The sequence below is a fragment of the Agromyces mediolanus genome, assembly GCF_023715325.1.
Taxonomy (GTDB): Bacteria; Actinomycetota; Actinomycetes; order Actinomycetales; family Microbacteriaceae; genus Agromyces; species Agromyces mediolanus_A.
This window is the reverse complement of record NZ_JAMBNX010000005.1, coordinates 193,182-206,809: the sequence shown is the minus strand read 5'-3', so window position 1 is coordinate 206,809 and position 13,628 is coordinate 193,182. Positions and strand designations below refer to the sequence as shown.

Genomic DNA, 13,628 nt, shown 5'->3' with positions numbered 1-13,628 from the left:
GGATCAGGCCGGCGCGTAGCCGCGCAGCCAGCGACTGATCGAGGCGTACGCGGCGGCGCGCGCGGGCTCCCGCGAGAGGGTCACGTCGTGCAGCGCGCCGTCGATGCGCGACACCGTCACCTCCGGCCCGAGCTTCAGCGCGCGCTCGGCGATCTCGTCGACGACGAGCACGCTGTCGCTCGCGCGCATCGACTCGTCCCAGCGGGTGAGGATGCTCGAGCGCGCCGAGAGCAGGGTGAGCGCGGGCGTTCCCACGTCGATCCCGGCCGCCACCCGTGCGTGACCGGCGAGGATCGCGTTCAGCCAGACCGGGCTCGTCGCGAAGCCGCGGTCGGGTCGCCACGCGTGGTCGTACTCCCACTCGCCGCCCTGCTCCTTCGCGACCGCGCGGGTGTAGAAGCCGAGGTCGACGTTCGGCAGCGGCGCGAGGGGGTGCACTCGGGCGCCGAGCGCGAAGACCGGGGCGAGCGCCTCGCGCCCCACGCGGCTCAGCTGGAACTCGAGCCACGGGCTGTTCAGCACCAGCGCACTCGCCCGTCCCCGGTGCCGGTCGGCCCAGAGCGAGAGGGTGAGCCCCCCGGTCGAGTGCCCCATCAGGATGAGCGGGCGGGCCGGGCCGCCGGCCCGCATCGCCGTCAGCGCCGCGTCGAGGTCGGCGTCGTAGTCGGCGAGGTCGGTGATGAGCCCCGGAGTCTGCCCGGGGCGCAGGCTCCGGCCGTACTTGCGCAGGTCGAGGGCGAAGAAGCGTGCGCCCCGGTCGGCCCAGAATCGCGCGAGCTCGGGATTGAAGAAGTAGTCGCTCCACCCGTGCACCGACAGCACGTCGCAGCCGGCGACCGGCCCCCGCGGGGCACGGGCGAACGGCCACCAGCCGGATGCCGGGGGCGGCGTGTACCGCACGAGGGTGGCGACGAGCTCGCCCTCACCGTCGGACCCGAGCGGCAGGGTCTGCTGCTCGAAGCCCGTCCCGAGCACGTCGGGGCGCCACGTGGCGGTCATGGCCCCAGGCTAGCGGGCACGGCGACGATGGCGAGGAGCGCCCCGGCGAGCATGGCCGGACCGAACGGGATGGCGCCGCCCGCCGTGACCCGTCGCAGCGCCAGCCCGACGACCGCGACGAGGCCGCCGACGAGGAACATCGCGACGACTCCGACCACCCAGCTCGTCAGCCCGCCCCAGCCGATCACGCCGCCGACGAGGGCCGCGAGCTTCACATCGCCCATGCCCATCGCCCGCGGCGAGAGGAGCGCGACGGCGAGGAACAGGGCGAAGAGCACGGCGGCACCGACGAGGGCGGTCAGCGCCCGACCCGGACGGGCGCCGGCCCCGTCGAGCGCAGCCGCGACGCCGAGCAGTCCGGCCACGGCGAGGCCGGCCGGACCGAGCACCGCGTTCGGCAGACGGTGCTCGATCACATCGACGATGCCGAGCACCGTCCCGGCCGCCGCGAACACGAGGAACGCACCGAGCACGACGAGGCTCGAGGCATCCGCCTCCGCGCCCTCGGCGGCCGCGGTCGTGCCGAAGCGCCAGCCGAGCGCCCCGAAGGCGCCGGCGGTCGTCGACGCCGCGGCGGTGCGAACGCCGCAGCCCGGGCGCGCCGGATCGAGCCGAGTGCGCCCGACCCACGCGGCGAGCGGCCACCAGCCGAGGAGGGCGCCGAGCGCGGCGAGGCCGACCAGGGCGAAGTCCTGCGGAGCGAGGGGCATCCGGCGAGGCTAGCGATCGCGGCGGGCCGGGCCCTCGTTTCTGTCCACAGCGTCACCCCGACGCGCGGATCGGACGGCTACACCTCGCCGCGGGAGAGGTCGACCATCTCGTCGCGGGGCACGACCTTGATGCGCACGCGCCCCTCGGCCTCGCCCAGTGCGAGCTCGTGCTCGTCGAGGCGGTGCCAGCCGTCGAGGTCGGTCCAGCGGATGTCCCGCGACTCGAGCAGCTCGACGATCGCCTCCTCCTCGGGGTGCTCCGGCTGCCACCAGTTGCCGAGGTCGTTGATGACGTGCTTCACCGTCTCCATCGCGTCGGACTTCGTGTGCCCGATGAGGCCCACCGGCCCGCGCTTGATCCAGCCGGTCGCGTAGACGCCGTAGAGCTGGCGCGCCTCGCCGGTCTCCTCGTCACGAGTGAGCACCTGGCCCTCGTGGTTCGGGATCACGCCGAACTTCTCGTCGAACGGCACACCCGGCAGCGGCGAACCGAAGTAGCCGACCGCGCGGTACACGGCCTGCACCGGCAGCTCGCGGATCTCGCCGGTGCCGACGACGCCGCCCGCCCCGTCGGACTTCGTGCGCTCGTACCGGATCGCGCCGACCCGGCCCGTGCCGTCGTCGACGAACTCGAGCGGCTTCGAGAAGAAGTGCAGGTGCAGGCGGCGCGACGCCTGCCCGACCGGGCGCTGGCGCCACTGCTGCAGCACCTTGTCGATGACGAAGACCTGCTTGTTGCCCGACACGGCCGCCTTCGCGGCGTCGTCGTAGTCGAAGTCCTCGTCGTACACGATCATGTCGACGTCGCGCAGCTCGCCGAGCTCGCGCAGCTCGAGGGGCGTGAACTTCACCGAGGTCGGGCCGCGGCGCCCGAACACGTGCACATCGGTCACGGGCGAGGCGGCGAGCCCCTCGGCGACGTTCGCCGGGATCTCCGTCACCATGAGGTCTTCCACGTGCTTCGCGAGGATGCGGGCGCTGTCGAGCGCGACGTTGCCGTTGCCGATGACGGCGACCTGCTTCGCGTCGAGCGGCCAGGTGCGGGGCACGTCGGGGTGCCCGTCGAACCAGCTCACGAAATCGGCCGCGCCGTACGAGCCCTCGAGCTCGACGCCCGGGATGTGCAGCGGGGCGTCGCGCACCGCGCCGGTGGCGAAGATGACCGCGTGGTAGTGCTGCTTCAGGTCGTCGAGGGTGAGGTCCCTGCCGAAGCGGACGTTGCCGAAGATGCGGATGTCGCCGCGGTCGAGCACCTCGCGGAGCGCCGTGATGATGCCCTTGATGCGGGGGTGGTCGGGGGCGACGCCGTACCGGACCAGGCCGTAGGGCGCCGGCAGGTGGTCGAACAGGTCGATCGAGACGTCGAAGTTGCGCTCGGCTTTCAGCATGATGTCCGCGGCGTAGATGCCGGCGGGGCCTGCTCCGACGATCGCCAGGCGCAGCTTGTTCCTCGTCACGTGTTCGTTCTCCTCTCGCCCGAGCTCAGCTCGAGCGCTCCACGATGGTCTCGGCGAATCGCGTCAGCGCCTTCTTCACACTGCCCTCTGGCAGGGGCGCGAGCGCGGCGACCGCCTCGTCCGCCCAGCGGTGCGCCTCGGCGAGCGTCACCCTGGTGGCCTCGTGCTCACGCAGCTCCGCCACGATGGCGTCGACCGTCTCCTTCGACGGCACGATCCTCGCGGCCTGCGTGTTGGTGTCGAGCGGGTCGCCCACGGCGTCGGCGGGGACGGGGAGCACATCGCGCTCGATGCGCACCAGCAGGGATGCCGCGTCGGCATCATGCTTGGCGAGCTCCCGGAGGCGCAGCAGCGGCAGGGTGACGACCCCGGCGCGCAGGTCGGTGCCCGGCACCTTGCCGGTCTCGGCGGGGCGCGGCGACAGGTCGATGACGTCGTCGATGAGCTGGAACGCGACGCCGATCTTCTCGCCGAACTCCACGAGCGGCGCCTCGAGCGCCGGGTCGGCATTGGAGAAGATCACGCCCGACTGCGCGGCCGCGGCGATGAGCGACCCGGTCTTGTCGGCCAGCACCTGGATGTAGTGCGCCACCGGGTCGTCGCCCGGCTGCGGGCCCACGGTCTCGTGCAGCTGCCCGAGCACGAGCCGCTCGAAGGTGTCGGCCTGCATGCGGATCGCCCGCTCGCCGAGCCGGGCCATGAGCTGGCTCGCCCGCGCGAAGAGCAGGTCGCCGGTGAGGATCGCGATCGAGTTGCCCCACACCGCGTGCGCGCTGGGCACCCCGCGGCGACGGTCGGACTCGTCCATGACGTCGTCGTGGTACAGGCTCGCGAGGTGCGTGATCTCGATGGCCTCGGCCGCGATGACGACCTCGTCGGTCACCCCCTCGCCGAGCTGGGCCGCGAGCAGGGTCAGCATCGGGCGCACCCGCTTGCCGCCGGCCTCGAGCAGGTAGCGCGTCGAGGCATCCGCCACCGGTGCGGTGAAGCGCACCTCGTCGACGAGCCCGGCCTCGACCCGGTCGAGTCCGTCGTCGATGGCCCGGGCCATCGCTCGATCGGCCGCGGACGCGAAGACACGCTCGCTCAGACCGAGGTTGGCGGCGAGGGAGGACCCGCGACGCGCGCCCTGGAGGCTCGATTTCACGCTGTCCAGCCTACCTGTGCGGCGAAGCCCGCTCGGCTATCGCCCGTGGCGAAGGTGGGCCGGGCACATCGCCCGGGCGGCGAGCCCTACTCGCCGGCGGCGTCGTGCTCGCCGGCGGTCTGCTCGGCGGCGGTCTGCTCGGCGGGGCGGGGCTCGCTCGACGCCGCGAGGGGCTTGCGCGCACGGTGCAGAGCGACGACACCGAGGGTCAGATTGCGCCAGGCCACCTCACGCCAGCCGGCCTCGCGCAGCCATCCCGCGAGCTCCGACTGCACGGGCCACGCGTTGATCGACTCGTTCAGGTATTCGTACGCGGTGTCGTTCGAGCTCGAGAGCTTGACCAGCGGCGGCATGACCCAGCGCTGATAGGCGCCGTAGCCGGCCCGCACGAGCGAGGCCTGCGGGTGCGAGAACTCGCAGATGACGAGCCGGCCGCCCGGCTTCGTCACCCGGAGGAACTCGCGGATCGCCTGCTTCGGGTCGCTGACGTTACGCAGGCCGAAGGAGATTGTGACGGCGTCGAACTCGTCGTCGTCGAACGGCAGGTGCATGGCGTCGGCCTCGACGAAGACGAGGTTCTGCACGTGCGCCTGACGACGGCGGCCGACCTCGATCATGCCGGGCGAGAAGTCGGCGGCGACCACGGAGGCGCCGCTGCGGGCGAGACTCGCGCTCGAGGTGCCGGTGCCCGCGGCGATGTCGAGGATGCGCTCACCCGGCTTCGGGTCGACCGCCCGGGTCGTGGCGACGCGCCAGAGGGGGGCGTTGCCCACCGAGAGCAGGGTGTTGGTGCGGTCGTAGTTCGCCGCCACCCGGTCGAACATGGCCGACACCTGCTCCGGGTTCTTGCCGAGGTCTGCGCGGGTCATCCCCCGAGTCTACGGCCGGTGCCTGAGTCTCCAGCGGCAGGCCCCGCGGCGGCGGGCGGCAGGCCCGGCGAGGGCGGGCGTAGGCTGGGGCGGTGAGCCAGAATGCCGCCGCCTCCCCCGCCCCCGCGGGCTCGCGGCTCATCGTTCGCACGGTCGCGGTCGACGAGACCGAGCCGCTGATCCCCCGCACCGACCCTCGCAACCCGCTCGTCTGGTTACGGCGCGGTGAGGGCGTCGTCGGGCTCGGCGAGGTGCTCCGCATCGAGACCTCGGGCGAGCACCGGATCGAGGATGCCGCGGCCGCCTGGACCTCGATCGCCGCCGCCGCCGACCTCGACGACCGGGTCGGCCTGCCCGGCACCGGCCTCGTCGCCTTCGGCGCCTTCGCGTTCGCCGCGCACTCGGCCGCGACGAGCGTGCTGATCGTGCCCGAGCTCATCCTCGGCCGCCGCGACGGCCGCTCCTGGATCACCCGCATCGCCCTCGCCGACTCCGCCGACGGGCGGGCGCTCGCCGCGGCCGGAGGCGACGAGGCATCCGCGCTCCTGCCGGTGCCCGCGCCGAAGCGCCGGGTGCCGCGCGTCGCGTTCCAGCCCGGCCGGCTGACGCCGGACGACTACGAGACGGCCGTCGCCGAAGCGGTGCGCCGCATCGACGCCGGCGAGCTCGAGAAGGTCGTGCTCGCCCGCGATCTCATCGGGCAGCTCGACGAGGACGCCGGCCTCCGCGCCACCATCAACCGACTCGCCGAGGACTATCCCGACACCTGGGTGTTCGCCGTCGACGGGCTCATCGGCGCGAGCCCCGAGACGCTCGTCCGCGTCGACCACGGCACCGTCTCCGCACGCGTGCTCGCGGGGACCGCCCCGCGGGGCGCCGGCGAGGCATCCGACCGCGACCACGCCGCCCAGCTCGCCGCGAGCGAGAAGAACCTCGCCGAGCACGCCCTCGCCGTCGCGAGCGCCGTGCAGCGCCTCGCCCCGCACACCCGCCGCCTCGACTCGAGCCCGGAGCCGTTCACGCTGCAGCTGCCGAACCTCTGGCACCTCGCGACCGACCTCAAGGGAACCCTCGGCGACGGGTCGACCTCGCTCGACCTCGTGCGGGCGGTGCATCCGACGGCCGCGGTCGCGGGCACGCCCCGGCGGATCGCGCTCGACACCCTCGCCGAGCTCGAGGGCTTCGACCGCGGACGCTACGCCGGGCCCGTCGGCTGGGTCGACGGTGAGGGCGACGGCGAGTGGGCGATCGCGCTGCGCTGCGCGCAGGTCGACGGCGACGGCACGGTCACGGCGTACGCGGGCTGCGGCATCGTGCACGACTCGGTGCCGACCGAGGAACTCGCCGAGACCGAGATGAAGTTCCGGCCCATCGTCGAGGCCTTCGGCGGCTGACCGTCCACCTTCTCGACTTGCCCAACTTTCATGAAAGTCGGGCAAGTCGAGTGGTTCGAGGACCCGCGGTCAGGATGCCGCGAGCCGGCGCTGCTGCTCCGCGACGTCGTAGTCGGCCTTCGGCCACTCGAGCGCCATCCGTTCGAGCACGTCGATCACGAGGTGCTGCACGGCGAGCCTGGCGTACCACTTGCGGTCGGCGGGGACGACGAACCACGGGGCATCCGCCGTCGCCGTGCGCTCGAAGACGAGCTGGTACGCCGCCTGGTAGTCGTCCCAGCGGGCTCGCTCGTCGATGTCGCCCGGATTGAACTTCCAGTGCTTGTCGGGCCGGGCCAGCCGGTCGGCGAGACGCGCGCGCTGCTCGTCCTTCGAGAGGTGCAGCATGACCTTCACGATCGAGGTCCCGGTGCTGGCGAGCTCCTCCTCGAAGTCGTTGATCGCGCCGTAGCGCCGCTCGATCTCCTCGGGCGGCGCGAGCTCCCGCACCCGCCCGATGAGCACGTCCTCGTAGTGCGAGCGGTCGAACACGCCGATCTTGCCGGCCGCGGGCACCTGCTTGTGGATGCGCCAGAGGAAGTCGTGCTCCAGCTCCTCGGCGGTCGGCTTCTTGAACGCGGCGAGCTGCACGCCCTGCGGATCCACGGCGCCCATCACGTGATTCACGATGCCGCCCTTGCCCGCGGAGTCCATCGCCTGCAGCACGAGCAGCACCCGCCGCTCGTCGCCGTTCACGACGTTGTTCGCGAAGAGCTGCTCCTGCAGCCGGTTCAGCACGGCAGCCCCCTCGGCGAGCGCGGCCTGCCCCGCGGCCTTGTCGCCGTCGAAGCCGGGATGCGCATCCGTGTCGGCGTCGGCGAGGCGGAAGCCGGGCCCGACGCGGAGCAGCTCGACGGGATCCGCCGTCCAGAACGATTCGCGATCCATGCGGCTTCCCCTCGTGACGCTTCCACGGCGGATGCCGCGTGGCCTCCATCATGACGCGAGCGGGCCGGGCGGGCCAGTCCCCCGCCCCCGGTGGCCGCCGGGCTCAGCGGCTGAGCGGGACCTCGAGGATCGTCGGCTCGGTCACGGCCTCGGCGAGCGCGGCCTCGAGCTCCGAACGCATCGCGGCGCGACGGTAGCGCCAGCCGTAGGCCCGGGCGAGCGCCTCGAGGTCGACCGACTGCGGGGTGTACTGCACCCGGTCGAACGCCTCCGCCGGGGCGGATCCCGCGACCTCGAGCGAGTCGAAGATCGTGCCGCCGCCGTCGTTGCCGACGACGACGAGGATCCTCGGACGCGTCTCGCCCGCGCCGAGCAGCAGTGAGCCGACGTCGTGCAGCAGGGTGAGGTCGCCGAGGACCACCCGGGTCACGCTCGACTCGGCGCGCGCGCGGGCCTCCTGTGCGGCGAGGCCGGCTTTCGCCGCGGCGAGCTGCTGTTCGACCTCGGCGGCGCGGGCGAGCATCGCGGCGAGGTCGCCGCCTCCCGCGGGGTCGAACGTGTCGCGCACGGCCGGGGCCGCGGATGCCTCCTCGGCACCGGCTCCCGCCGGCTGCTGACTCGCGAGCGCGATCCCGAGCGCCGTCGCGACGGTGCCGTCGATGCCGGAGAGACCGCGGTTGGCGTGGGCGTGGATGCGCCGGCCGGGCACGACGCGGTCGGCGTCGCGGATCAGCCGGGATGCGCCGAGGACGAGCCGGTCGTGCGGCCAGCTCACCGCCCACACCGATTCGGCGAGCAGGCGCCGGCCGATCGGTTCGCGCATGCGACCGAGCTGGGCGTCGAGGAACGCGCGCTGCGCGGCGAAGTCGGTGACGTGCCCGGTCTCGTCGACGCCGCTGCGCACGGCGACCGGCTCGGCGGGGGCACTCTCGGCGGCCAGCGCGCGGCCCGCTTGCAGCCAGCGGCCGAGCCAGGCGCGCTCGCCCTCGACGGGGGCGCCCGGTTCGACGTGGACGGCGCGCTCGAAGCGGTCGGCCCGGTGCCCCGGGTTGAACCACTCGACGCCGCTCGGCGCGACGACGACGGTCTCGACGCCGTCTCGCTGCACGAGCGCGGGCACCTCGCGGGAGAGGGTCGGGTGCCCGAAGACGATCACTCGCTCGACCGCATCGCCGAGGCCGGGCTCGGCCAGCACCTCGCGGTACGCGGGCACGAGGTTCGGCCCGAAGCGGGCACCGCTCGTGATCTCGGCCAGGAGCGGCCAGCCGCCCGCGCGGGCGAGGGCTTCGGCGGCGGGGCCGGCTCCGGCTCCCGCGACCACCACGGTGCGGGGGCCGCGGGCGAGCAGTCCGGCGTGGCTGGGCTGCGCCGCGCGGTCGCCGGGCGGCGTGACGGAGTCGGCCGTGCGGCTCGTCTCGGCTCGGGGCGGCAGCCCGGTGGGGGCGGACAACGGCTCGCGCAGCTGCAGGTTCAGCAGCACCGGGCCCGGGCCCGGATGCGGCACCGGATCGCCCGAGGGGTCCCGCCCCTCCGCCGCGGCGACGGCGAGCCGGGCGAGCTCGGCCGCGGCATCCGGTTCTCCCGCGGCGCCCTCCGGGGCCGAGACGTCGCGCTCGAGCCGCACCGCTCCGGCGAAGATGCCGGGCTGCATGGTGGTCTGGTTGGAGCGGATGCCCCGGAGCTCCGCCGGCCGGTCGGCGGCGAGCACGAGGAGCGGCACGCCCGCGTGGTGCGCCTCGAGCACCGCGGGGTGCAGGTTCGCGATCGCCGTGCCGGAGGTCGCGACGACCGCGGCCGGATGCCCCGTCTCCACGCCGAGCCCGAGCGCGAGGAAGCCCGCGCTGCGCTCGTCGATGCGCACGTGCAGTCGCAGCCGGCCCGCGCGCTCGAACTCGGCGGCGGCGAGCGCGAGAGCCTGGGACCGCGAACCCGGCGCCACGACGACGTCCGTGACGCCGAGCCGTTCGAGTTCGGCGAGCAGCGCGACCGCGAAGTCGCTCGCTGGGCTCCGCCGGGGTCCGGATGCCTCGGGCGCACCGCCCGCGGCATCCGGGTCAGTCATGCGGTCGACCGGGCTGGCCGGGGTCGCTCGGGCCCTCCGGGTCATGCGGGCCGCGGTCGCCGCGGCTCGGGTGGCCGGCGCCGGAGTCGTGCCCGTCGTCGGTCGAGCCGGGCTCCTCGTCGAGCTCGGCGAGTTCCTGCTCGAGGCGGCGGATGCGCTCTTCCTGCACGGCGTCGGAGCCGAGTCGGCTGAGGAACTCGGGGTCGTCGTCCGGTGCGAGCGAACGTCCGCTGCGGTTGCGGCGGCCCCGCCCGATCAGGAACCAGAGCACGCCGCCGACGACCGGCACGAGGATCACGAGGGCGACCCACCAGCCCTTGCGGAGGCCGCGCACGCGCAGCCGATCGAACAGCGCGCAATCGACGATCGTGTAGATCCAGAAGACGATCGCGGCTGCCACGACGATGACAGCGAGCCTCGGCATGCCCCCAGTCTAGGCGCGCCAGATCACGGCAGGCTGGGAGACCGCGGGGCATGCTCGCCCGCAGCCCGCGCTCAGCCGCCGCGCCTACACTGACAGGGTGAAATCGGTGCCCGTCTGGATCTGGTACACCGCGCTGCGCATCCTGCTCTTCGCGGTGCCGCTCGCCGTGCTGCTCATCGCGAACGTGAACGTGTGGGTCTCGACCCTCGTCGCGGCGGTGTTCGGGCTGAGCGCGTCGCTCCTGTTGCTGCGCAAGCCGCGCGAGGCCCTCTCGGGCGACCTCTACGCCGCCCGGCACCGCGAGCAGCCCCTCGTCCGCGACGACGACGCCGTGGAGGACGCGGCCGTCGAGGCCGTCGAGCAGGACGCATCCGCCCGCCCGGCCGACGCGTCCGCGCCGAAGCGCACCGAGTAGCGCCGGCGGGGCTCACCGTTCAGAACGCGAAGACGAGCCCGAGCCCGACGCCGTAGACGAGCGCCGTGAGGCTCGCGAGCTGCAGCGCGATGAGCAGTTCCCTCGCGGTGCGCGCCGTGACGACGATGACGCACGCCGGCAGGGCCGCGAGCAGGGCGAACAGCACGAGCCACGCCGTCGGATAGAGCAGCGCCCAGAACGCGGCGATCCCGAACGGCACGAGCATGAACACGCAGAACAGCGCACGGCCGATCGGGGCGCCCACGAGCACCGCGAGGGTGCGCTTGCCGGAGGCGCGGTCCTGGTCGACGTCGCGCAGGTTGTTCGCCATGAGCACGGCGCAGGCGAGCAGGCCCGCGCCGACGCCGCCCGACCAGGCCTCGAGGTTCACATCGAGCGCCTGCACGAACGCCGAGCCGGCCGTCGCGACGAGGCCGAAGAAGACGAACACGAAGAGCTCGCCGAGCCCCGCGTAGCCGTACGGCCGCTTGCCGCCGGTGTAGAACCAGGCGGCCACGATCGCGGCGGCGCCGACGGCGAGCAGCCACCACTGCTGGGTGATGACGACGAGCGCGAGGCCCGCGAGCGCCGCGATGCCGAGGAACGACAGCGCGACCGCGAGCACGTGCTTCGGTTTCGCGAGCCCAGAGCCGGTGAGGCGCGCCGGTCCCACCCGGTGGTCGTCGGTGCCACGGATGCCGTCGGAGTAGTCGTTCGCGTAGTTCACGCCGATCTGCAGCGCGAGCGCGACGATGAGCGCGAGCACGGCGCGGGTCGGATGCCACGGCCCGTCGGCGATGGCCACGACGCCCGCCCCCGTGCCGAGCGCGACCGGGGCGATCGCGAGGGGCAGGGTGCGCAGGCGGGCGCCGGAGATCCAGTCGCCGACCGTGGCCGGCCCGCGCGAGACGGCGGCGCCCTGGGCGGCGCGGGCGGGATGGCCGCTCCGGCCGGGGGCCTTCGTGCGGCGGGCGGCGGGGTCGGGGCGCTTGGGCTTCTGGCGTACCACGGCGTTCAGCCTAGTTCCGCACGCTATGCCCCGGCAGCGAGGAGCGCGGCGACGGCCCGACGGTCGGGCTTTCCGGAGTCGAGCCGGGGGATCGCCTGCAGCGCGGCGAGCCGCACCGGCCGGCCGGCGGGCGGCAGCCCCGCGGCATCCGTCGCGCTCGCGAGCGCCGCGAGCTGCAGCTGGACGGCGTCGTCACCGAGTCCGGCGAACGCGGCCGCCCCGACGGCGACGCCGGGCCGCTCGCCCCAGTCGGCGTCGGGCACCCCGACCACGACGGCCTCCGCGAACCCGGGGAGCCCGCGCACCGCGCGCTCGACCTCGCCGAGCGCGACCTTCACGCCGCCCGAGACGATCACGTCGTCCGCGCGGCCGCGGATGCGGAGCCGCCCGTCGTCGCCGAGCTCCCCCAGGTCGCCCGTGCGGTACCAGCGGGTGCCGCGCTCGGTGAGGAAGGCACGGGCGGTGCGCTCGGGGTCGCCGAGGTAGCCGCTCGCGAGCGTGGGCCCACCGAGCTGCACCTCGCCGTCGACGACGCGCAGTCGGACCCCGTCGAGCGGCCGGCCGTCGTAGACGCATCCGCCCGCCGTCTCGCTGGAGCCGTAGGTGCGCACGATCCTCGCGCCGAGCGCCTCGGCCCGTTCGGCGAGGTCGGCGCCGAGCGCCTGCCCGCCGACGAGCACGGCGTCGAAGGAGCGCAGCGCGGCGGCCACGAAGGGGTCCCGGTCGGCGCCCTCGACGAGCCGGGCGAGCTGCACGGGCACGAGGGAGGCGTAGTGCGGCACCTCGGACAGCATCGTCGCGGCGGCGGCCGCGAAGCCCGCCGCGGTGAACGGCCCGTCCGGCACGGGCACGGGGTCGAGCCCGGCGAGGTGCGAGCGCACGAGCACCTGTGCGCCGGCGATGTAGTGGCCGGGCAGGGCGAGCAGCCACTGCCCCTGACCGCCGAGCGCGTCGTGCGTGGCCTCCGCGCTCGCGACGAGCGCGTCGGCACCGAGGGCGACCCGTTTCGGCGCCGCGGTCGAGCCGCTCGTCTCGACGACGAGCGCGATATCGTCGGCCACCTCGCGGAGCGCGGGGGCGAGGGCGGATGCCTCCTCGGCCCCACCGGCCGCCGCGGCATCCGGCACCGGCCAGATCGCCGGCCCGCCGTCGAGCGCCGCGGCGAGCGCCGCGCGCAGCCGCGGAAGCTCGCCCGAGGGAACCCGCTGCAGCGGTTTCACCGGACGGGCCCTGTTGCCGGGGCGCGGCGGCTCAGAAGTGCCACGGGTACGGCCCCCAGTCGGGCGCGCGCTTCTCGAGGAATGCGTCGCGGCCCTCGACGGCCTCGTCGGTGCCGTAGGCGAGTCGCGTCGCCTCGCCCGCGAAGACCTGCTGACCGACCATGCCGTCGTCGACGGCGTTGAAGGCGAACTTCAGCATGCGGATCGCCGTCGGCGACTTGGTGAGGATCGTGCGCGCCATGGCGATCGCCTCGCGTTCGAGCTCGGCGTGCGGCACGACCCGGTTGACCGCGCCCATCTCGTATGCGCGCTCGGCCGAGTACTCCTCGGCGAGGAAGAACACCTCGCGGGCGAACTTCTGCCCGATCTGGCGGGCGAAGTAGGCGGAGCCGTAGCCCGCGTCGAAGGAGCCGACGTCGGCATCCGTCTGCTTGAAGCGGCCGTGCTCGCGGCTCGCGATCGTCAGGTCGCAGACCACGTGCAGGGAGTGCCCGCCGCCCGCCGCCCAGCCCGGGACCACGGCGACGACGACCTTCGGCATGAAGCGGATGAGCCGCTGCACCTCGAGGATGTGCAGGCGCCCGACGGCCGCGTGCCCGTGCGGGTCGGCGGTGCCGCCTGCGCCGTCGACGATCGCGGTCTCGGCGTCGGAGTACTTGTAGCCGTCGCGGCCGCGGATGCGCTGGTCGCCGCCGGAGCAGAACGCCCAGCCGCCGTCCTTCGCGCTCGGCCCGTTGCCCGTGAGCAGCACGACGCCGATGCGCGGGTTCGTGCGGGCGTCCTCGAGGGCGCGGTACAGCTCGTCGACGGTGTGCGGCCGGAAGGCGTTGCGCACCTCGGGGCGGTCGAAGGCGACCCGGGCGATGCGGCCGTCCTTCGAGTGGTGGTACGTGAGATCGGTGAAGCCGTCGGGGCCCGCGAGGGCGGGTGCGGCATCCACCCATTCGCTCGGATCGAACAGCTCGGACACCTCGGCGCTCATGACTCCCAGCCTA

At 74.1% G+C, this 13,628-nt stretch carries 13 protein-coding genes; 2 read left to right on the top strand and 11 right to left on the bottom strand.

What is annotated here, in order from left to right:
• Window positions 1-3: 3 nt before the first annotated feature.
• The 5 genes from M3147_RS10915 to M3147_RS10895 form a co-directional block, all read right to left on the bottom strand.
• A complete protein-coding gene (locus M3147_RS10915) occupies window positions 4-999 on the bottom strand; it encodes an alpha/beta hydrolase (protein WP_251203499.1) in 996 nt (331 codons plus the stop codon).
• Window positions 996-1,709 carry a prepilin peptidase gene (locus M3147_RS10910; RefSeq protein WP_251203498.1) on the bottom strand — a complete coding sequence of 238 codons (714 nt, stop codon included), beginning with the start codon at window positions 1,707-1,709 and terminating at the stop codon, window positions 996-998. The genes M3147_RS10915 and M3147_RS10910 overlap by 4 nt, the downstream gene beginning before the upstream one ends.
• Window positions 1,710-1,786: 77 nt before the next feature.
• Window positions 1,787-3,166, bottom strand: a complete 1,380-nt coding sequence (locus M3147_RS10905; RefSeq protein ID WP_308201064.1) for an FAD-dependent oxidoreductase — start codon at window positions 3,164-3,166, stop codon at window positions 1,787-1,789.
• A 25-nt stretch (window positions 3,167-3,191) separates the two neighbouring features.
• Window positions 3,192-4,313, bottom strand: coding sequence for a polyprenyl synthetase family protein (locus M3147_RS10900; RefSeq protein WP_251203497.1), 1,122 nt, complete (start codon window positions 4,311-4,313; stop codon window positions 3,192-3,194).
• Between the two features lie 86 nt (window positions 4,314-4,399).
• A complete protein-coding gene (locus tag M3147_RS10895) occupies window positions 4,400-5,182 on the bottom strand; it encodes a class I SAM-dependent methyltransferase (RefSeq protein WP_251203496.1) in 783 nt (260 codons plus the stop codon).
• A 92-nt stretch (window positions 5,183-5,274) separates the two neighbouring features.
• On the opposite strand from M3147_RS10895, the gene M3147_RS10890 reads away from it, so the two are divergent.
• Window positions 5,275-6,576 carry an isochorismate synthase gene (locus tag M3147_RS10890; RefSeq protein WP_251203495.1) on the top strand — a complete coding sequence of 434 codons (1,302 nt, stop codon included), beginning with the start codon at window positions 5,275-5,277 and terminating at the stop codon, window positions 6,574-6,576.
• Window positions 6,577-6,645: 69 nt separating this feature from the next.
• Here M3147_RS10890 and M3147_RS10885 read toward each other — a convergent pair whose 3' ends face one another.
• From M3147_RS10885 to M3147_RS10875, 3 genes are all read right to left on the bottom strand, one after another.
• Complete coding sequence (locus tag M3147_RS10885) at window positions 6,646-7,503, bottom strand: polyphosphate kinase 2 family protein (protein WP_251203494.1); 858 nt, start codon at window positions 7,501-7,503, stop codon at window positions 6,646-6,648.
• Window positions 7,504-7,606: 103 nt separating this feature from the next.
• Window positions 7,607-9,565: a 2-succinyl-5-enolpyruvyl-6-hydroxy-3-cyclohexene-1-carboxylic-acid synthase gene (gene menD, locus M3147_RS10880; protein ID WP_251203493.1), complete on the bottom strand. Its 1,959-nt coding sequence runs from the start codon at window positions 9,563-9,565 to the stop codon at window positions 7,607-7,609.
• Window positions 9,558-9,989, bottom strand: a complete 432-nt coding sequence (locus M3147_RS10875) for a PLD nuclease N-terminal domain-containing protein (RefSeq protein ID WP_251203492.1) — start codon at window positions 9,987-9,989, stop codon at window positions 9,558-9,560. Before M3147_RS10875 ends, menD begins: the two co-directional genes overlap by 8 nt.
• Window positions 9,990-10,086: 97 nt before the next feature.
• Between M3147_RS10875 and M3147_RS10870 the strand changes: the two genes are divergently transcribed.
• Window positions 10,087-10,404, top strand: coding sequence for a DUF4229 domain-containing protein (locus M3147_RS10870; RefSeq protein WP_251203491.1), 318 nt, complete (start codon window positions 10,087-10,089; stop codon window positions 10,402-10,404).
• Between the two features lie 19 nt (window positions 10,405-10,423).
• Here the strand turns inward: M3147_RS10870 and M3147_RS10865 are convergent, their stop codons facing one another.
• The 3 genes from M3147_RS10865 to M3147_RS10855 are packed head-to-tail and all read right to left on the bottom strand — an operon-like array spanning window position 10,424 to window position 13,615.
• Complete coding sequence (locus tag M3147_RS10865) at window positions 10,424-11,413, bottom strand: 1,4-dihydroxy-2-naphthoate polyprenyltransferase (protein WP_251203490.1); 990 nt, start codon at window positions 11,411-11,413, stop codon at window positions 10,424-10,426.
• A gap of 23 nt (window positions 11,414-11,436) precedes the next feature.
• Complete coding sequence (locus M3147_RS10860; RefSeq protein WP_251203489.1) at window positions 11,437-12,633, bottom strand: AMP-binding protein; 1,197 nt, start codon at window positions 12,631-12,633, stop codon at window positions 11,437-11,439.
• Window positions 12,634-12,664: 31 nt separating this feature from the next.
• Window positions 12,665-13,615: a 1,4-dihydroxy-2-naphthoyl-CoA synthase gene (locus M3147_RS10855; RefSeq protein WP_251203488.1), complete on the bottom strand. Its 951-nt coding sequence runs from the start codon at window positions 13,613-13,615 to the stop codon at window positions 12,665-12,667.
• Between the last annotated feature and the right edge of the window lie 13 nt (window positions 13,616-13,628).